This window comes from Caulobacter vibrioides (genome assembly GCF_002858865.1).
In the GTDB taxonomy this organism is placed as follows: domain Bacteria; phylum Pseudomonadota; class Alphaproteobacteria; order Caulobacterales; family Caulobacteraceae; genus Caulobacter; species Caulobacter vibrioides.
The window spans coordinates 1-19,109 of the sequence record NZ_PJRR01000014.1 but is presented as its reverse complement, the minus strand read 5'-3'; the positions used below and the strand labels follow the sequence as shown (position 1 = coordinate 19,109).

Below are 19,109 nucleotides of genomic sequence, written 5' to 3'. Positions count from 1 at the left end.
GACACCGGCGGCGCCATCGGCGCTACTCGCGGTCACGAAGCCCACCGGGGGGAGAGCTTTGGGTCGAAAACGCGGAATCACCGCCGTCGTTCTGGCGGCCCTGGCGCTGTACGGCGCGCCCGTCGGCGCCCAGGCGCCGAAGGCGGGCCTACCGCCGCTGAAAATCCTCAAGGCCCCCAGTCCCGAGCTGCTGGCGCGTCTGTTCCCGGCCACCGCGCGCCGGGCGGGCGTCGAGGGCGCGGCGACGGTGCAATGCACGATCCGCCGGGACGGAACCCTGGGCGACTGCGTGGTCACCGGGGAAAACCCGCAAGGCCTTGGCTTTGGCGGCGCGGCCCTGATCGCCATGACCTACTATCAAGTCGATGTCAGCGGGACCAACGCCGTCCAGGTCTCGCGGCGCCTGTCGGGAATCACCATTCGATTCGCCCTGCCGCCCGTCGAGACGCGGTCGCCCTAGTTTTTGTTTTTCTTCAGCGCAGGGCGCTCAGCTCCATCCCAGCCAGCGCCCGCGTCAGGGTTTCGGCGTCGGCGATCAGCCGCGCCAGGCCGTCGGTCGGCGCGCGCGTCGTCTCATCCATATAGAGCGCGCGGTTGATCTCGATCTGCAGGGCGTGGGTGCGCTTGGCGGGGCGGCCATAGTGTTCGGTGGTGTAGCCGCCGGCATAGGGCGCGTTGCGGGCGACATTGTAGCCCAGCGCCTCCAGCTCGCGCTCGACCAGGGCCGTCAGCTTGGGCGAGCAGGCCGCGCCGAAGCGGTCGCCCAGCACGATGTCGCAGGTCCCGCCGGACCTGGTCCGCTGGCCCCGCGCGGCGGCGGCCGGCATCGAGTGCCAGTCGATCAGGATCGCCGCCCCGTGCGCCGCGCGCGCCGCCGCCAGCTGCCGGTCCAGGGCGTCGTGATAGGGGCGGTGGGCCAGCTCGACCCGGGTCCTGGCCTCGTCGAACGACAGCTTGCGGCCATAGATCGGCCGACCCTCGCCGGCGACGCGGGGAATCGTTCCCAGCCCCGCCGCCACCCGCGCCGTGCGGCCCTGGGCGTAGTCGGGCAGGTCGCCATCGAACATCGCCGGGTCCAGCTCCCAGGGCTCACGGTTCAGATCCACATAGGCGCGGGCGAAGCGGGCGCGCACCACGGCGGCCCCCAGGGCGGGCGCGCCGCCGATGATGCGGTCGACAAACGCGTCCTCGGACGCGCGCAGGGTCTCGAGCGGCAGGCGGACCGCGGCGACCATGTCCTCGGGATAGAGGTCGCCCGAGTGGGGCGAGGCGAACACCAAGGCGGTCGGCGGCGGCGCCCCGGCCGGGACCGCGCGCAGCACCTCGAACGCTGGCCCGCCAAAGGTCTCCAGCGGCGGGGACGAAAGCTCTTCGCTCGAAAGGGGCCGCCACGCGCTCATGCCGCATCATCGAAGCGTCGCGGCGCGGGGTCAAATCTCAATCGCCGCTGTCGAAACATCCCCAGCCGCGACGTTTAGGTTCATCCCCGATTTACGGACGGGGCGATAAGGTGGATCCTCTATCGACGATCTTAATCGGACACGTGACCCCATGGCCCGCATCCTCCTCGCCGAAGACGATGATTCCCTGCGCGGCTTCCTGGCCCGCGCGCTGGAACGCGCCGGCTTCGAAGTCCAGGCCTGCGCCGACGGCGAGGAAGCCGTTCAGCATCTGGACCATCCCTGGGACCTGCTGCTGACCGACATCGTCATGCCCGGCATGGACGGCATCGAGGTGGCCCGCCAGGCCGCCGCCCGCGACCCGTCCCTGCGCATCATGTTCATCACCGGCTTCGCCGCCGTGGCCCTCTCGGCCCAGGACCGCGCGCCCGCCGGCGCCAAGGTGCTGTCCAAGCCCGTGCACCTGCGCGACCTCGTCGCCGAGGTCGAAAAGATGATGGCGGCCTGATCCCACAAAAAGTTTCGACAGGCGGCTTGCGCAGTCCGCGAGCCGCCGCTATACCCCCACACCTTCCCGGCCGGGACGTCTTCACGAAGACGCTTCGGATCGCTTCGGCGGACGCGTAGCTCAGCGGGAGAGCACTACGTTGACATCGTAGGGGTCACAGGTTCAATCCCTGTCGCGTCCACCATCCTTCTCCTTTCTTTTCAATGATTTAGCCACGGTCGGCTCGCTCCGCTCGACGACCGGATTGCGACCCGGCATCAAATCGGCATCAAATCGCCGACGTCAAGGTAGGGTGATCGGCGGCCTACCCACCCCCACCCCGGTGCTTGATTTTACTCGGTGACGACCCGCCGAGCCCCCCCCGGGGGGGGGAGGGGGCAACCCGGTGTGGGTCCCATCAGGCGCTCGTAACGTCTCTGGGCGGCCGCGTGCAGCGAGCAAATTTCAAAACGTCGGCGGCTTAACCTTGAGCGCGATTGGTGCGAGAGCTCTGCGCTACTCGCGCTTGGCCGCTGAAGTCTTTTTTGGCCTAGGCGGCGTCGCGGCTTTGATGCTGCTCGCCTTCTCAGGCAGCACGTATATTTGCCAGAGCATGTTCTCGAGCGCGTCCATAATGTGCGAGAAGACATCGTTATCGGGCTCAAACGCCCGATGCGCCGATGCGCTACCGGCGTCCAATATAATCTCAAACGCTTCCCTTAGGCCGGCGGGCAGATGGCCGGCGCTCACGAAAGCGGCGAGATTTGAGTGGAATGACCCTTGGTCGCCAACATGATTAACCATGGTCCGCTCAAGGACCGTACGAACTCCTGTGGTGCTAAGTCGAAATGCTCCACTTTGAAGAGCTACGTAAACCTCACGAAGAAGCTGTTGCACTTCATGATCGGAGATTTTGCCGATCCAATCAGGTACTGGCCGGGCCAGGCGGGGAGGATAAATCTGGTCTGTGGGGGTGCACTCTACGTCCCACTCTCCGTTCGGCTTGCGGACATTGGTCGTATCTTCGGAGAAGTAGCTGCGGTGTAGGAACGACACCTCCTTGCATCCGCCGCAACGCAACACTTGGTAGTGGTCGTCTGACCAAAACTCATCGTCGGCGCTGTAGGAGCGTTCGTAGTACGTTGTCTTTACGTCGTGAAATGTATCACGCATGCAGACGTTACACCTGACCCGAACCTGTTCAGAGGTACTCATGCGACCATAGCTAGCTTGACCAAGCGGCTAAGCGATAGAGATATGTCTATCATCCAGCCCATTTTCCAAGCTCTACAACCGGTTGCGCTGGTCCAACGTTTCGTCTCAATTGCTCCGGTTATCGGCCGGGGACCGGATGCAGCCTAAGAGCGCCAACTTCGAGTTTCTTCGCGCGCATGGGCCCCAGCTCTTCCGTCTGGCGGCTCAGGCCGACCACTATTTCCGCACCGACCCCAACACGACCCTGCTTAAGCTCCGGCAATTCGCTGAATTGCTGGCCAAGGAGATCGCCGCCCGAACCGGGTCGTTGCGTTCGTACGACGAGCGGTTCGTCGATATCCTAGGCGAGCTGGGGCGGGCGTCGTTCGTTCCCCCGACACCCCTAGCCCTGTTCCACAATCTGCGCGTGGCGGGGAACAAGGCCAACCACGGGGACCTCGACGATTTCGCGGTCGCGCTCACGGCGCTGAAGAACGCCAGGCAGTTGGCGGTGTGGTTCGTCCGAAGCTACGGCGGCCAGCCAGAGTTCGCTCCCGGACCCTTCGCGCCGCCGCCGGCGCCAGAGGATCCGACCGCCGAGCTACGAGCTCAACTCGATGCCCTGCGCGCCGAGGCGGATGCGCATCGTTCCGCCGCCGAGACCGCCGCCGCTAGGGCCGAAGCGCTCGAACGCGAGAACATGGCGACCTCTGAGCGGCTGAACGCCGAGGCCGAGGAAAAACGCGTCTGGCAATCGCTGGCCGAGGAGGCTGAAGCCGCCGCCGAGGCGGTAAAGGCCAAGCTGCTCGCCACGCAGCAGCAAGCCCAGAAGGCCACCGCGCCAGAGCTGGCCGCCATGGAAGCTGCGGCGACGAAGGCGGAAGGCGGGATCGTCCTCGACGAGGCCGCGACGCGCGCCATTATCGATCTGCAGCTCCGCGACGCGAAGTGGGAAGCGGACACTGTAAGGCTCCGCTACGCCAGAGGCGCGCGCCCGGTGAAGGGGCAAAACCTGGCCATTGCCGAGTGGCCAACCGACAGCGGCCCGGCGGACTATGCGCTATTCGCCGGCCTAAAGCTGGTCGGCGTCGTCGAAGCCAAGCGGCGCAACGCCAATGTCATGAGCGTGCTTCCCCAGGCCGAACGCTATGCAGCCGGGATCCGCGTTGAGCCCGAGCTTTTGGTTGAAGGCGCTCCGTGGGGCCAGATGAAGGCTCCCTTCGTCTTCTCGACGAACGGCCGTCCTTATCTAAAGCAGCTCGAAACGGCGTCTGGGATCTGGCGCCGGGATGTCCGGCGACCGACCAATCCAGCCGGCGCCCTGCCAGCCTGGCCGACGCCGGAAGGGCTGCTGGAGCGCCTGCGCTTGGATCAGGCGGCGGCGGAGGAAAAGCTCAAGACCAAGGGCTTCGACTTCGGCTTCCCGCTGCGTCCGTATCAGCGCAAGGCGATCGAAGCGGTCGAGAGGGGGCTCGCTGAGAACCGCACCAACATGCTGATCGGCATGGCGACGGGGACGGGCAAGACCAAGCTGGCCATCGCCATGCTTTACCGGCTTATCGCGTCGCAGCGCTTCGGCCGGGTCTGCTTCGTCGTCGATCGCAGCGCTCTAGGCGAACAGACCGAGCGCGAGTTCAGCACGACTAAGGTCGAAGCGGGAAAGGCGTTCGCCGAGATCTTTGGGCTCAAGGGCCTGGAAGACATCCAGCCCGAAGCCGACACCCGCGTCCATATTTGCACGATCCAGGGCCTGGTGAAGCGGGTGCTATACGCGAACGACCCTAAGAAGGCCCCGTATGTCGATCAGTACGATCTGATGATCGTGGACGAGTGCCATCGCGGCTATCTGCTCGACCGCGAGATGTCCGACGCCGAACTGACCTTCCGCGACCAGGACGATTACGTCTCCAAGTACCGCCAGGTTCTGGACTATTTCGACGCCACCAAGATTGGTCTGACGGCGACGCCCGCCCTGCACACGACCCAAATCTTCGGCGCTCCGATCTTCACCTATGGCTATCGCGAGGCGGTGGTTGACGACTTCCTGATCGATCACGAACCGCCCGTCCGGATCACGACCGCTCTGGCGCAGGGCGGCATCCATTTCATGGCCGAAGAGGATGTGGACTTCATCCACGCTCCCACGGGCGAGCTGCAGAGCGTCACTCTGCCGGACCAGCTCGACTTCGAGGTCGAGGCGTTCAACCGCACCGTCATCACCGAGAACTTCAATCGCGCCGTCGCCGTCGAGCTGACCAAGCACATCGATCTGGCCGATCCCGGCAAGACGCTGGTTTTCGCCGTCTCGGACGCCCACGCCGACATGGTCGTGAAGGCCCTGAAGGATGCCTTCCGCGACGCCTATGGCGAGATCGAGGACGCGGCGATCCAGAAGCTGACGGGCAAGGTCGATCAGGTCTCGAAGAAGATCCTGAGTTTCCGTAACGACGCGCTGCCCAAGATCGCCGTCACGGTCGATCTGCTGACCACCGGCGTCGATATTCCGAAGATCACCAACCTGGTCTTCCTGCGCCGCGTGAACAGCCGGATCCTGTATGACCAGATGCTGGGCCGCGCGACGCGAACCTGTCCTGAGATCGGCAAAGAGACCTTCCGCGTCTTCGACGCCGTGGACCTCTACAGCCACCTGCAGAACCTGACCGAGATGCGGCCCGTCGTGGCCGATCCCAAGATCACCCTCGGGCAACTGCTCGAAGAGCTGGGGCGCATCGAGGACGCCCGGATCCGCGCCGACCTGCGCGACCAGATCATCGTCATGCTGAGCCGGCGCCTGAAGCGTCTGACCGACGAGGCGCGCGCGAAGGTTCAGTTGGCGTCGGGCGAGACGCCGGAAGACATCCTGGATCGGTTCCGCCACGGGGCGTTGGAAGACCTGACGGCCTGGGCGCGCGAGCGGCCGGGGCTGGGTCCGGCGCTCGACTACCAGACCCAGGGCGGGACGCCGTTCCTGGTGGCGATCTCGCAACACGACGACGCGGTAATCGACGTCTCGCACGGCTATGGAAACGCGGAGCGGCCGGAGGATTACCTGTCCGCCTTCGAGCGCTTCATCCGCGACAACGTCAACCAGATCGCCGCCCTGGCCACCGTCGTACAGCGTCCGCGCGAACTCACCCGCGAGGCGCTGCGAGAGCTAAAGCTCCAACTCGACGCCCAGGGCTTCACTGACCTTAGCCTTCAGCGCGCCTGGGCCGAGGCGCGAAACGAGGACATCGCCGCCTCGATCATCGGCTTCATCCGCCAGGTAGCGTTGGGCGATCCCCTGGTCCCGTATGCCGATCGGGTCCGTCGAGCGGTTGACGCCATCATTCGGAAAGGCGACTGGACGCCGGTTCAGGTGCGCTGGCTGCGTCGGATCGGCCAGCAGCTCGAGAAGATGGTGGTCGTCGATCGCCAGGCCTTGGACGAGGAGCCGTTCAGCGCCGACGGCGGCTTCCGCGTCATCGACCGGTTGTTCGGCGGCAAGATGGAACAGGTCCTGGCGGACCTTAGCGAGGAAGTATGGCGTACGGCGAGCTGACGCGCGGCAAGGTCACGACCCAGGACATCGTCGCCAAGCTCTGGAACCTCTGCAACGTCCTGCGCGACGACGGCGTCACCTACCAGGACTACGTCACCGAGCTGACCTTCTTGCTCTTCCTGAAGATGATGTCTGAGGTTACCGACCGCGAGGGCCAGTTGCGCGAAGAGCGGCTGCCGGCCGCCTATCGCTGGAGCGAGATCGCGCGGCGTGACGGCGTTGATCAGCTCGATCACTACAAGCGGACCTTGCTGGAGCTGGGCAAGTCCTCGGACCGCACGGTCCAGGCGATCTTCACCGACGCCCAGACCAAGCTTCGCAAGCCCGCCAATCTGAAGGCCCTGACGACAGCGATCGACGGCCTCGACTGGTTCTCGGCCCGCGAGGAAGGGCTGGGCGAGCTGTACGAAGGCCTGCTGGAAAAGAACGCGGCGGAGAAAAAGTCCGGCGCGGGCCAGTACTTCACGCCCCGCCCGCTGATCGATTGCATCATCCGCCTAATGAAGCCCAAGGCGGGCGAGGTGATCCAGGACCCGGCCGCCGGCACCGGCGGCTTCCTCGTCGCCGCCGACCACGCCATCAAGGCGGCGACGGACCAGCTCTACGACCTCACCGCGCCCCAGGCTTATTTCCAGCGCCACAACGCCTTCCTGGGCGTGGAGCTGGTTCCTGACACTCAGCGCCTGGCGCTGATGAACCTGATGCTGCATGGCATCGAGGGCACGGTGGTCTTGGGGGACACCCTGACGTCGGAGGGGGAGGGGCTGGAAAAGGCCAACCTGATCCTGACCAACCCGCCGTTCGGGACCAAGAAGGGCGGCGGTCGACCCAACCGCGCCGACTTCTCGGTGACGGCCGAGACCTCGAACAAGCAGTTGGCCTTCGTCGAACACATCATCCGGGCGCTCAAGCCTGGCGGTCGCGCGGCGGTGGTGCTGCCGGACAACGTGCTGTTCGAGGACAATACCGGTAAGCGCCTGCGCCAGTGGGCGATGGAGCTGGCCAATCTGCACACCATCCTGCGCCTACCCACTGGGATCTTCTACGCGCAGGGCGTGAAGACGAACGTGCTGTTCCTCCAGCGCGGCCATACGGACCGGGGCAACACCAAGGGCGTCTGGATCTACGACCTGCGGGCCAACATGCCGGCTTTCGGCAAGACCCGTCCGCTGCGAGCCGAGGACTTCGCAGCCTTCGAGTCGGCCTATGGAGAGGATCCGAACGGCGGCTCGCCGCGCCAGGACGAAGGTCCCGAGGGACGCTTCCGCTACTTCAGCCGCGCCGACATCGTCGCCCGCAACGACAACCTCGACATCGCCTGGCTGCGCGACGACAGCAACGTCGTCGAAGACGATCTCAGCGATCCGGAGGACATAGCGGCGGCGATCCTTGGCCACTTGCGGGCGGCCCTATCTGAGGTTGAGGCGGTGGAGGCCGAGCTTGCCGGTGAGGAGGCCGTGCTGGCGGAGGTTGAGGCGTGAGCGGTCGGGCCGCTACTACAACTCTGATCAGGGGCAGAGCAGCACTTAGTGTCGGTTCACCGGAGGAGGATGCTCCGACTGGATGGGTATGGACATCTTTGTATGACGTCTCTGAGTTGGGGACTGGTCATACGCCCAGCCGCTCCGTGCCTTCGTATTGGGATGGAGATGTGCCGTGGATCGGTATCCGCGACGCCGCTCAGCATCACGGTGGCCTGATCAGGACGACCCAGCAGACGATCACTGAAGCCGGACTAGAGAACTCGTCCGCGCGACTTTTGCCAGCGGGTACGGTGTGCCTTTCGCGCACTGCATCTGTGGGTTACGTGGTCCAGATGGATCGCCCAATGGCGACCAGCCAGGACTTTGTAACCTGGACCTGCTTCGAAGAGGGCTTGGAGCCCCGATTTCTCATGTACGCGCTGTTGGCCGAGGGCGATGACATCCGTCGTTTCGGCAAGGGCACGACGCACACCACGATCTACTTTCCGGAGGTCAAGGCTTTCCATATCTGCCTTCCGCCTCTCGCCGAACAACGGCGGATCGTGGAGAAGCTCGACGACCTGACCGCTTGCACGGCGCGTGCTCGCGCCGACCTCGATCGCATCTCTGACCTCGCCGCCCGCTACAAGCAGGCGGTGCTGGCTAAGGCGTTCAGCGGGGAGCTGACGGCGGAGTGGCGCGCGTCCCATAGCCAGGCGGCCGCAACAGTCCGCGAACAGGATCAAGCCCGGCGATTGGCCTGGGAAAGCTTGCCCAAGCGCCGTGGAAAATATGAGGCCGCCGAGACTGCGGATTGGGTGCCAGAGCAGCTTGAACTGCCTGGAACGTGGCGCTGGGCCTCGGTTGATGAACTGACGTCGCTACTACAGTATGGTAGCTCCGCCAAAACATCCGATGAGCCCGCTGTCCCGGTCCTGCGGATGGGCAATATCGTCGAGGGGCAGCTCGATTACGGGAAGCTCAAGTATCTGCCGGAAGATCACGAGGAGTTTCCCGACCTCCTACTCCAAGATGGCGATCTGCTTTTCAACCGCACCAACAGTCCGGAACTCGTGGGAAAGACAGCGGTCTTTAGGGGGGGCGGCGGTTCAATGTCCTTTGCCTCCTACCTGATCCGCCTCAAATCAGTGTCTTATCTGCCGGAACTCCTCTCGGCCTACATCAACTCGTCGTTCGGGCGTAGCTGGGTGGCTACGGCCACAAGCCAACAGGTCGGCCAAGCCAACGTGAACGGCACGAAGCTGCGTGGTTTAGGCGTTCCGCTTATGCCGTTCGATGAGCAACTGTTGATCTGGAAGCGGATACGAGCGGCGTTTGTCGAGATCGACCGCCTCGTCGCCGAAGCCGCCGCCGCCCGCCGCCTACTCGACCGCCTTGATCAAGCGATCCTCGCGAAGGCCTTCCGGGGTGAGCTTGTCCCTCAGGACCCCGCCGACGAGCCTGCCAGCGTACTGCTTGACCGCATCCGCGCCGAACGCGCCGCCGCGCCCAAGGCTAGGCGGGGGCGAAAGGCCGTCGCTGCATGAGGGTCTTCATCGCCAACTTCGGCCAGGAAAACTACCTGTGGCCCAAGTGTCTGGCGAAGAGCACGGTCGCGACCATCAACAACGAGGACGCGCAGCCTTATTGGGAGCGCGGCGATCGCCATGGCTACATCGCCCACGCCCTGGCCAATCTGAAGACCGCGCGCGGCCAGGTCCCGACCAAGCCGGTCGCCTCGCGCTGGTACAGCCTGATGGAGATCATCAGCGAGACGTCTGGCGATCTCTGGATCCACCGCGCCAAGGACGAGCTGTGGTGGACCATCACCCATCCCGAGCCGATGACGGTGACGCTAGAGGCCGCGTTCACGCCCGAGCGCGACGGTCCGCGCATCTACGAACTGCATAAGCCCGCCGATCCCTGGTCGGACCGCACCCGCAAGGGCGCGCGTCTGAGCTGGAACGGCCTGCACCCCAAGGCCAGGGACTTCCTGTTCACCGAGGGCACGCTTCAACAGCTCTCGCCCGACTACGCCGCCTATGCGCTGGCCCTGGTCAACGGCGACGATCTGAGCGAGTGGGAAGACCGGCCGATATGGCGCACAAAGGTCGCCAACGCGGGCCGGGGCGGCGCAGTCGTCTACGATGCGGTAGAAAAGTCGATCTGGGATATGGTCGATACGGTCAAGAAGACGGTTGCTCAGGCGAACGGCCAGCAGGTTTTGAAGACCGTCAAGTTGAAGCTGAATGGCTTCGAGGATGAAGACGAATTCAAGGCCTACATCCGAAACTTGATCAAGGACCAAGAAGGTGTTTGCGCTCTTACTGGACTGAAGCTTCAGTACGCCGGGGACTGCGAGGATCCTCAGATGCTCTGCTCGCTCGATCGCATCGATAGCAGTGGGCACTATGATCGCGGCAATTTGCAAGTCGTATGCCGCTTCGCGAACTTCTGGAAAGGCAACAGCAACGACGAGGAATTCAGGCGGCTTCTCGCGTTGGTCCGGTCGGTCAGGCTGTAGCTGGATGGGCGCAGCGAGCAGCGCAAAGCTGCTCGCTCGCATGTCCGTGATGGTGTTCTTGGAGATCGGCGATCACACCGATCACAGTGATCACACTTCCTCTAGAGCCTCGACCGCTTCGTCGATCCACTCATCCGCCCAGCCAGTGTGATCGGTGTGAGTAGTGTGATCGCAGGCGGCATACTTGCCGTACTTCTGCTTCGCCACCTGGCCGTCCCTGACCATGCTGGCGAGGAGCTTGCGGACATTGGCGTCCGGCGCGCCCACGGCTTCCGCGATTTCCCGAGGGCCCATGGGCTCGGCTCCTTCGCGCAGCGCGCGGAGGATCGACGTTCGCTCGTCCGACCGAAATACGCTGTCGCCGTCGCCGAGAAGGATCCAGCGACCGGTCTTGGGATCGTGGCGGACGGCGCTGTTGAACTCTTCAACATCCCGCCCCCGACCAACCAGCGCAACGCCGGCGCTGGACCGATCCAGCACCATGATGCAGTCGGCCGCACCGGTGAGCCCGTTCGTGCCGCTGAGCGTTTCCAGCGGATCGTCGGCCGGCATTTTCCGCGTGTGGTGGATCAGGACCACGCAGATGTCGTGCTTGTCGGCTAGGTCCTTCCACGGCGCGATCGCGGCGTAGTCGGCGGCGTAGGAATTATCGCTGCGGGTCAAGGCGGGCCGGACCTTCTGAAGAACGTCTACGATGATCAGGCGCGGGTTGGGCTTGGCCGCCAGCCACTGGTCTGTGGTCTTGGCCGCCATTGCATCCTCGTCAGGAAGCCGCGTGATGATGTCCAACCTGGCGATGTCGGCAGGCCCCGCCATCTTGGTTAGACGGTCCTTGAGCCGGCGCTCGGTGTCCTCCAGCGCGAGATAGAGGACGTCGCCAGCCTCGCACGTTGCGCCGAGGAATTCCGAGCCCGTGGCCACCGCGACAGCAAGGTTGAGCACCATGAACGACTTCCCGAGTTTGGGCTTGCCGCCCAGCACGACGAGGCCTTGAGGGAAGAAGCCTGGGGCGATCCATTTCACCGGCGGGAAGGACTCGGCCATCAGCGTGGTTGCTGATTTCCAGGGCGTGGACGGTGGCGGTGGCGGCTTGCTTCGAAAGGTTAAAGGATAAATTGAAAGCTGCTCGGATAGCCATCCGGCTAGATCACGCAGCCGAGGTCGCTGTCTTTTGTAGGCGTTTGAGATCAATTCAAGCGCGCGGAGTGGTGGAATTACGGGGCCAATGTGGCTCGCTGGATCAGTTACATTCGTAGCAACCTCGATCTCTTTTCGGTCGAGGAAGTTGGAGATCCAGTTGGCACGCGCGTCACCTTCCAGGTTCATCATATCGATCGCGCGAAGCATGCCTTTGATTTCCGCGCCGCTCATTGACCTACCTCCGACGTCGAATGGCGGCGGCCGTGCCGCAGCCACGCCTCAAGGTCAGCGGCACGGTACAGGACGCGTCGGCCGAGTTTGACGAAGGCGGGTCCTTCGCCGGTCACGCGCCATTTGTTCAGGGTCGAGGTCGACAGTCGAAGGCGTTTGGCGGCCTCGTCGACGGTCAACAGTTCAGCGGCTGGGCCGCAGTTGGGGAGGGGGAACATCGCCACTTTCTCAATCGAGGCCAGGAAGACCCCTGGCAGTGGCCATCCAGATATCGCGTGGGCTTCGACCCGGTCGTCCTGGTTGATTTCAGGTTTCCCGCTTTTTCCGTCCTCACTGACGGTCACTTTGCTCGGGACTAAGTGCTTGGATCTGCTCGCAGACGACCTGCTAGGCCATGTTGCGAGTAAATCGCGTTAGCGATCGCTGAGATATTTATCCACAGGAAAGGGAGGGCGGGATTTCCCGCCCTCCTGCCCGACTCACGCCGCGTTCGCCGGCTGAGTCGCGTTGAACACCAGGTCCGCCACCTGAGCGGCGGCGGCCTGGATGGGGTCATCGCCAAGGTGCGCGTAGCGCTCGGTCGCGCGTGTCCCGGAGTGGCCAAGCGCCTTAGCGATAATCGGCAAACTCACGCCGTTGGAGGCGAGAGCGCTTGCGTAGCTGTGACGGAGATCGTGGATACGCACGCCACTAAGACCTGCCGCTTTGCAGACCCGCTTGAACGGACGTAGGACGCCAGTGGCGTGCTGGCCGCCCTTCAATCCGGGAAACACTTGGTCGCCGTCAGAACTATGATCGCGACGCGCCAGGATGTTGGCCGCCTCGGCGGAGAGGCGGATCCGGCGCTCGCCGGTCTTTCCGCCGGCCTTGGTGCGCTCTGGCGGGAGCGTGAGCATTCGGCGTCCGAGGTCGACCTCAGACCAACGCAGTCCCAGGATCTCGGACTTTCTAGCGCCCGTTAACATCAGCAGTCGGATGCCGTCTGCGAAGGTAGGGTTGATCCTGTGCTCGGCCTCGTGGACGGCGAGGGTTTCCCAAATCGCCCGAAGTTCAGCCGGAGAGAGATCGCGCTCCTTCAACGGCGCAGCGGCCAGCTTGATCGCGGCGAACGGATTGGTCTTGATCAGTTCGTGTTCGATGCCCCAAGCGAACATCGCCGCCGCCGTGATCCGCGTGCGTCTGGCCGTCCCTGCGCCCCCCGAGATCCGCGCAACGCCTCTTGGCCCAGTCTTCACCGTTCTGGCCGTCTTGCCGTCCGTGATCGCCTGGATGGCCTTTGCGGCGTCTGCTTTGCTGACTTCATCAGCCAATCGGGAGCCGAGGATAGGGCACAGATGGCGCTCAAGATTGCTTTTGTCCGCTTTCCAAGTGGAAGCGCGCTTCGCCGGCTTGGTTGCGGGGCCATCAGCTAGGTAGGCGTCGATCAGTTTGCCGACTGTCATAGCTTGGCGTTCGGCCTTCTTGTCAGACGCAGGATCGCCGCCGGTGATGATCTCAGCGAGAAGGACTTGCGCCTTCGTCCTGGCCTGCTCGGGCGTCCATGGTGACCCATGGGTCCCGATCGTTAGGGTTCGCTGCTGCTGGCCGCGCCGGTAACGCAGGATGTAGACCTTACGCCCCGTCGCATAGACGCGGACGCCGAAGCCCTTGATCTCTGTGTCCCAGAGAACGGTCTCGCCGGCTTGAGGAATGGGGAATGCGTCGACGACGCGCTTGCTGATCTTCGCGGTGTGCGGTTGCACGATCTTGCTCCACATAACGAGCCGCCGCCCGGCATCAAATCGGCATCAGGCGTGAGGCAGCTCAGGGAATGTCGGGATACGAGGGTGCGTCGGGACGGTCGTCCCGGTCCCTTATTTTTCAATGGCTTGGGTAATTCTGGGCAACGGTGGGCAAGCCGGGAAAACACCCTGGGACCGCGTTGACATCGTAGGGGTCACAGGTTCAATCCCTGTCGCGTCCACCATTCCTTCCCTGAAAACTCAGACTTCCACGGCGATCGCGCACGCGATGCCCGCGTTTGCGCGCCCGATTCCCCGAGGCGCGGGGTGCGCGCCTCGGGGTTCGTGGACTTGCCTACTTCAGCAGCCCGCCCGGCGGGGTGTAGTGGACCTGGGCGGCTGGGCCCAGCGGCCAGTCGAAGGCCACCCAGGCCAGGGTCATCGCCACGCCGGCGACCATGAAGGCCAGGGCGTAGGGCAGCATCAGGGCCAGCAGCGAGCCCACGCCCATGCTGGGGTCCCAGCGGCGGGTCATGGCCAGCACCAGCGGGAAATAGCTCATCAGCGGCGTCATCAGGTTGGTGAAGCTGTCGCCCATGCGGTAGGCGGCGGTGGTCATCTCGGGCGAGATGCCCAGCAGCATGAACATCGGCACCACCACGGGGGCCAGGGCGCTCCACTTGGCCGAGGCCGAGCCGATGAAGAGGTCCAGCACCGAGGAGAAGCCCAGCACGCTGACCAGCAGCAGGGGCGCGGGCAGGTTCATCGCCTTCAGCGTCTCGGCGCCGTGGATGGCGGCGATGGGGCCCAGGCGCGACCAGTTGAACATCGCCACGAAGTGGGCGGCGAAGAAGGCGAAGACGATATAGGGGGCCACCGAGCGCACGCCGTCGGCCATCATGTTCACGACATCGCCCTCGGTTTTCACCGTGCCGACGCCGACGCCATAGGCGACGCCGCCCGCCAGGAACAACATCATGAATCCGGCGATCAGCGCGCCGTAGAACGGGGTCAGCTGGGCGGGGCCGGTCTTGGTCTCGTCGATCAGCGGGGTGAAGCCGGGGATGAGGCTCAGCGCCGCGAACAGGGCGACGATGGCCAGGGCCGCCAGGCCCGCAAACTTCAGGCCGCGCTTTTCGTCAGCCGTCACGGCCGATTTGGCGAGCTCGGCCTTCAAGGCGTCATCGGCCTGGCCGCCCCAGGGGCCCAGACGCGGCTCGACCACCTTGTCGGTCAGGAACCAGGCGATGGGGGTGAAGACCACCACGATGGCCAGGATGTACCACCAGTTGCCCAGGGGGTTCATGGTCCAGGTCGGGTCGATGATCCGGGCGGCTTCCTGGGTGAAGCCGAACAGCACCACGTCGAACTGGCCCGGCGTCAGATTGCCGGCGAAACCGCCGGACACAGCCGCGAAGCCTGCCGCGATGCCCGCCAGCGGATGGCGCCCCACCGCCGCATAGAGCAGACCGGCCAGCGGGATGAACACCACATAGGCCGCGTCGGACGCATGGTGCGAGACCATGCCGATGATCACCACCAGGGGGGTGAGAATGCGCTTGGGCGCCTCGCGAAGGCTGGCGCGGATCAGGGCGCTGAACAGGCCCGAGCGTTCGGCGACGGCGGCGCCCAGGATCACCACCAGCACCAGGCCCAGCGGCGCGAAGCTGGTCAGGGTCTTGGGCATCTCGGTGAACAGGCGGGCCAGGTTCGCCTCGGAGAACAGGCTGCTGGCCGCATAGGTCAGGACGCCGTTCTCAAGCTCGCCGAACTGCGGGGCCTCGTCGCCGGCATAGGTGATCGAGGCCGACCAGCCCAGGGCCTGACCGATGGCCGACAGGACCATCAGGCCCAGGATCAGCCAGACGAAGATCATCACGGGCTCGGGAAGGAGATTACCTAGTCGCTCGACGACGCCGAGCAAGCCCTTCTGACGGGGGGGCGGAGACGAGACGGGGGGCGCAGCGTCGCTCATTCGGCGTCCTGAACAGTTTTTCTTGGAGCCCCCTCCGCAGACATCGCTAGCGGGCGCTGCAGCCAAGGTAAAGCTGCACGTTCGTCGAGAGCGCCTTGTTTTGTCCCCTGCGCGGCGAATGGGCTACTGGGCGCTGCACGTGACGTTGTATTTGCGTCACATTCAACCGCATTATGGGTATTTTGGGCTTGCTAGTCGCGGTCGGCTGCGGCTAGCTCTGCGTCCCCTTCACCACCCCACCGGTGAAGCAACTCGGGCGGCGACCTTTTCGGGGGAGGGCCGCCCGCCCTTGCTCCCTCAAATCGCTGTCTGGACCTTTGTCGCCGCGCCCTTCGCACGGTCAGATGAGGTTGTATTCCGGCTTGGCGTAGACGCCGATCAGATCCACGCCATAGACATTCTTGGTGGCCTGGTCGGCGAAGAAGGCCCCCGCCGACTTGGCGTAGACGCCGATGTCGGCCTTGCCCGCCTCGGCCATCAGCCAGCCCACCATGGCCGCCTTGGTTCCCTGGCCGTTTGGCCCGTCCTGGCCATAGGCGGCGAAGTAGTCGGTGCGGCCGTCGATCAGGGCGCGCACCTTGTCGTCGGTGGGCGTCAGGCCAAAGATGGTCGCATAGGCCTTGCGCGTGGCGTCAAACAGGCTGAGCCCGCCATAGTCGGCCAGGAACTTGGTGGCTCCCTCGCCGATCTTGCCCAGATTGACCGCGAAGTTGATGTAGCGGTTCTCGAGATTGAACGACTGATAGTAGGCGCTGTTGAGGTTGTTGGCGTTCACGCCGTCCGGATTGACCAGATAATCCATGCCGGCCGCCGTGGGCGTCTTGCCGGTGAAGAACTGATAGGCCAGCACCGCCACCCCGCTGGTCGACAGCGCGGTCTTGGACACCTGGCCGATGGCGTCGCTATGGCTGGCGCCGGCGGCCATCGAGGCCGCCAGGCTCTTGGACAGCGGTTCGGCCGAGGCGCTGAAGGTCTGCAGGCGCAGGATATTGCTGATCGCGGTCGCGACGCGGCTGTCGACGAGCGTCACGGTCCGATCGGTAAAGGCCAGGAACTCGATGTTCGCCAGGGTATCGGTGGCGTCCGTCCCCACCCGGTCGAGCACCGACCAGGCGCCGTTCGTGGCGGCGGTCAGGGTGTAGTTGCCGTAGGCGCCGGAGAAGACGGCGGTGTCGACGCCCCGGCCGCCGTCCAGGATGTCGGCGCCCGCGCCGCCGGTCAGCCGGTTGTCGACAGCGTTTCCGTTGATGGTGTCGGCCGCCGAGCCGCCGATGGCGTTCTCGATCACCGCGTTCATGGCGATGGTGACATTGCCCTTCAGGCCGCCGACGCTGGAGAAATAGCCTGCTCGCAGGTCGATGGTCTGGGCCACGCGATAGCCGGAGAAGTCCAGGGTGTCGACGCCGCCGGCGTCCCAGACCGCGAACACCAGCCGGGTCGAGGACGAGGTCGCCGCGAACCACTCGCGGCCGGCGGTCGAGTTGAAGCCGTACACCGTGTCGCCGGTGCGCGTGGTCATGTTGGCGCCATAGGCCAACTGGGCGGCGGCGATGTCATCGAGCAGGGGCGAGGAGGCGTAGGCGCCGCCGAACGAGCCGCCGGTGTTGGCCTCGCTGAAATAGGACATCACCGTGTACTGGCGGCTGTCCTGGTAGTAGGTCGCGTTGGCCGCATAGGTCAGGGTGTCGTCGGCGCTGGCGTTGTACTCGCTGGGGTGGGCGATGCCGATGGCGTGCCCCAGCTCATGAACCAGCACCATGCCGCCATAGTTGGAGCCGGTCGGGTTGGTGTTGTAGCCGGCCGTCGACTTGATCCAGACGTCGCCGGACCGGCTGCTGGCCGCAGGGTTGCCCGGATAGTAGGCGAAGCCCGCCGAGCCCTCGCTGCCGGTGCTGAAATTGGCGAACAGGATCGAGGCGTTGTCGCTGTAGGCGGCCTCGCCCGACGTGCCCTGGCCCACGCGGACAAAGGTGATGTTGGCGACGTCGGACCAGGCCTGCAGCGCCTTCTCGGCCTGGAGGATCTGGGCGGCGTTGAACTGCGAAAAGCCGCCCGTATCGCTGGGCATGCTCGCCGGTGCGGTCGCGCGGAACGCATAGGTCACGGTCGCGGGGACCAGGAACTGGTTCGACCAGCCCGGCTCGCTGCGCAGCAGTTGCAGGGCGGCTTCTGGAACCGTGAGGCTCTTTTTCCCGTCGACGGTTCCCACGCGCGAGTCGGCGTCGACAAACGCGTAGGGACCCTCGCCACCCGAGACGGCCGGGGCGACATCATCCCCGTGGAGGTTCAGTCCATACCGCTCGCACTGACTACACACCGACGCGCTCCACTCACCTGAAAGGAGTATGGAGAAGCAGAATTTCTTCTGCAATCTTGGCTATTTGCGACAAGTTCGCACAGCGCTCGCTCGGGCGGAGCCAGACCTTGGCGGGGCGGCCTTCGTCACCTTTTTCAGCTTCCAACTCACTTTGTTGCCCAGGCGCCACAGCTAAATCCTCGCATGGCGCGTTTGTGCTGCAGGTCCCAGGCAAGATGTCGGGTCCGCGACTTTCGTAGAAAAAGGGTTTTCAAATGAACATGCGGTTGCTGGTCTGCGTCGCGGCGGTTGCGCTGTGCGCCGCCTCTGGCGCTTCGGCCCAAAGCGCCTTGAGCGGCTGGTACGTCGCGGGCGACGCCGGCTATCACGAGCCCCAGGACGTCAAGGCGACGTCCTCGAAGGGCTATCAGTGGAACTTCAACGCCGACAAGGATTGGGCTGCGTTCGGCCGCCTCGGCTACCGGTTCTCGCCCAACTGGCGCGTCGAGGCCGAGTATGGCTATCGCCCCAGCGACCTGCAGGGCGTGCGCGGCGCGGGTCTGAGCGGGGCCCAGCCCATCGGTCTTTGCACCGCGGGCGTCGGTCGCACCTCGGCCTCTCCAGGATGCGGTGAGCCGAACGGAGAGCTGAAGGCCTCGACCCTGATGGCCAACCTCATCTTCGACATGGGCGGCGACTCCCGCCTCAGCCCGTTCATCGGCGTCGGCGCCGGTACGGCCTGGGTGCACAACAAGGTCTATGGCCAGCTGTCGGGCGTTCCGGCGGGCGCGGCCATCTATCAGAACACCGGCTTCGACGACGTCGACCAGGCCTTCGCCATGCAGGGCCTTCTGGGTGTGGCCTGGAACTTCGCCGACAACTGGTCGATGGACCTGACCGGTCGCTACCTGCGCAGCTCAAAGCTCGACTGGGGTTCGGTAACGCAGAACGCCGGGCCGGCCGGGGGTTCGATCACCGATGTCGGCACGTTCTCGGGTCGCTACAAGGACACCTCGGTGACCCTGGGCCTGCGCTACACCTTCGGCGCCCCGCCGCCGCCGCTCCCGCCGCCTCCGCCGCCTCCGCCCCCGCCTCCGCCGCCGCCGCCGCCTCCGCCCGAGCCGGCTCCCCCGCCGC

14 protein-coding genes and 1 tRNA gene are annotated in these 19,109 nt (G+C 64.9%); 8 read left to right on the top strand and 7 right to left on the bottom strand.

From position 1 onward, the window contains the following. Positions 1-58 precede the first annotated feature (58 nt). Positions 59-460, top strand: a complete 402-nt coding sequence (locus CVUC_RS09820) for an energy transducer TonB (protein WP_024265610.1) — start codon at positions 59-61, stop codon at positions 458-460. A gap of 13 nt (positions 461-473) precedes the next feature. Here the strand turns inward: CVUC_RS09820 and CVUC_RS09815 are convergent, their stop codons facing one another. Further along, entirely contained in the window at positions 474-1,400 is a 927-nt protein-coding gene (locus CVUC_RS09815) for an N-formylglutamate amidohydrolase (protein WP_096032567.1), read from the bottom strand. Positions 1,401-1,551: 151 nt separating this feature from the next. On the opposite strand from CVUC_RS09815, the gene cpdR reads away from it, so the two are divergent. Both cpdR and CVUC_RS09805 read left to right on the top strand, forming a co-directional pair. After that, complete coding sequence (gene cpdR, locus CVUC_RS09810) at positions 1,552-1,908, top strand: cell cycle two-component system response regulator CpdR (protein ID WP_010918630.1); 357 nt, start codon at positions 1,552-1,554, stop codon at positions 1,906-1,908. 109 nt (positions 1,909-2,017) lie between these two features. Next, positions 2,018-2,092 (top strand) — tRNA-Val (locus CVUC_RS09805). Between the two features lie 311 nt (positions 2,093-2,403). On the opposite strand, the gene CVUC_RS09800 is transcribed toward CVUC_RS09805, so the two are convergent. Beyond that, entirely contained in the window at positions 2,404-3,060 is a 657-nt protein-coding gene (locus CVUC_RS09800) for a DUF4145 domain-containing protein (RefSeq protein WP_164512719.1), read from the bottom strand. A 178-nt stretch (positions 3,061-3,238) separates the two neighbouring features. Here CVUC_RS09800 and hsdR point away from each other — a divergent pair, with 178 nt between their 5' ends. The 4 genes from hsdR to CVUC_RS09780 are packed head-to-tail and all read left to right on the top strand — an operon-like array spanning position 3,239 to position 10,609. Further along, on the top strand, positions 3,239-6,622 hold the full coding sequence (gene hsdR, locus CVUC_RS09795) for a type I restriction-modification system endonuclease (RefSeq protein WP_096032569.1): 3,384 nt from the start codon (positions 3,239-3,241) through the stop codon (positions 6,620-6,622). Beyond that, positions 6,604-8,103, top strand: coding sequence for an N-6 DNA methylase (locus tag CVUC_RS09790; protein ID WP_096032570.1), 1,500 nt, complete (start codon positions 6,604-6,606; stop codon positions 8,101-8,103). The genes hsdR and CVUC_RS09790 overlap by 19 nt, the downstream gene beginning before the upstream one ends. Beyond that, positions 8,100-9,632 carry a restriction endonuclease subunit S gene (locus tag CVUC_RS09785; RefSeq protein ID WP_096032571.1) on the top strand — a complete coding sequence of 511 codons (1,533 nt, stop codon included), beginning with the start codon at positions 8,100-8,102 and terminating at the stop codon, positions 9,630-9,632. Before CVUC_RS09790 ends, CVUC_RS09785 begins: the two co-directional genes overlap by 4 nt. Next, the gene (locus tag CVUC_RS09780; protein WP_096032572.1) at positions 9,629-10,609 is read left to right on the top strand and encodes a hypothetical protein; all 981 of its coding nucleotides are present in this window, start codon (positions 9,629-9,631) and stop codon (positions 10,607-10,609) included. Before CVUC_RS09785 ends, CVUC_RS09780 begins: the two co-directional genes overlap by 4 nt. Positions 10,610-10,699: 90 nt before the next feature. Here the strand turns inward: CVUC_RS09780 and CVUC_RS09775 are convergent, their stop codons facing one another. The 5 genes from CVUC_RS09775 to sapA all read right to left on the bottom strand — a co-directional run bounded on the left by CVUC_RS09775 (position 10,700) and on the right by sapA (position 17,993). Further along, complete coding sequence (locus tag CVUC_RS09775; RefSeq protein ID WP_096032573.1) at positions 10,700-11,980, bottom strand: AAA family ATPase; 1,281 nt, start codon at positions 11,978-11,980, stop codon at positions 10,700-10,702. Continuing rightward, complete coding sequence (locus tag CVUC_RS09770) at positions 11,977-12,198, bottom strand: helix-turn-helix transcriptional regulator (protein ID WP_096032574.1); 222 nt, start codon at positions 12,196-12,198, stop codon at positions 11,977-11,979. The genes CVUC_RS09775 and CVUC_RS09770 overlap by 4 nt, the downstream gene beginning before the upstream one ends. A 261-nt stretch (positions 12,199-12,459) precedes the next feature. Then, positions 12,460-13,722, bottom strand: coding sequence for a tyrosine-type recombinase/integrase (locus CVUC_RS09765; protein ID WP_164512721.1), 1,263 nt, complete (start codon positions 13,720-13,722; stop codon positions 12,460-12,462). 334 nt (positions 13,723-14,056) lie between these two features. Next, positions 14,057-15,676 carry an AbgT family transporter gene (locus tag CVUC_RS09760; RefSeq protein ID WP_024265611.1) on the bottom strand — a complete coding sequence of 540 codons (1,620 nt, stop codon included), beginning with the start codon at positions 15,674-15,676 and terminating at the stop codon, positions 14,057-14,059. 340 nt (positions 15,677-16,016) lie between these two features. Continuing rightward, positions 16,017-17,993: a protease SapA gene (gene sapA / locus CVUC_RS09755; protein ID WP_010918632.1), complete on the bottom strand. Its 1,977-nt coding sequence runs from the start codon at positions 17,991-17,993 to the stop codon at positions 16,017-16,019. Positions 17,994-18,247: 254 nt separating this feature from the next. On the opposite strand from sapA, the gene CVUC_RS09750 reads away from it, so the two are divergent. Next, a partial coding sequence (locus tag CVUC_RS09750) for an outer membrane protein (protein ID WP_101685813.1) occupies positions 18,248-19,109 on the top strand: 862 nt, incomplete at its 3' end.

Excerpts from the sequence above, each read along its gene's own strand:
- CVUC_RS09815 (WP_096032567.1), bottom strand. The coding sequence starts at position 1,400 with ATGAGCGCGTGGCGGCCCCTTTCGAGCGAAGAGCTTTCGTCCCCGCCG.
- cpdR (WP_010918630.1), top strand. The coding sequence starts at position 1,552 with ATGGCCCGCATCCTCCTCGCCGAAGACGATGATTCCCTGCGCGGCTTC.
- CVUC_RS09800 (WP_164512719.1), bottom strand. The coding sequence starts at position 3,060 with ATGCGTGATACATTTCACGACGTAAAGACAACGTACTACGAACGCTCC.
- hsdR (WP_096032569.1), top strand. The coding sequence starts at position 3,239 with ATGCAGCCTAAGAGCGCCAACTTCGAGTTTCTTCGCGCGCATGGGCCC.
- CVUC_RS09790 (WP_096032570.1), top strand. The coding sequence starts at position 6,604 with ATGGCGTACGGCGAGCTGACGCGCGGCAAGGTCACGACCCAGGACATC.
- CVUC_RS09780 (WP_096032572.1), top strand. The coding sequence starts at position 9,629 with ATGAGGGTCTTCATCGCCAACTTCGGCCAGGAAAACTACCTGTGGCCC.
- CVUC_RS09775 (WP_096032573.1), bottom strand. The coding sequence starts at position 11,980 with ATGAGCGGCGCGGAAATCAAAGGCATGCTTCGCGCGATCGATATGATG.
- CVUC_RS09770 (WP_096032574.1), bottom strand. The coding sequence starts at position 12,198 with ATGTTCCCCCTCCCCAACTGCGGCCCAGCCGCTGAACTGTTGACCGTC.
- CVUC_RS09760 (WP_024265611.1), bottom strand. The coding sequence starts at position 15,676 with ATGAGCGACGCTGCGCCCCCCGTCTCGTCTCCGCCCCCCCGTCAGAAG.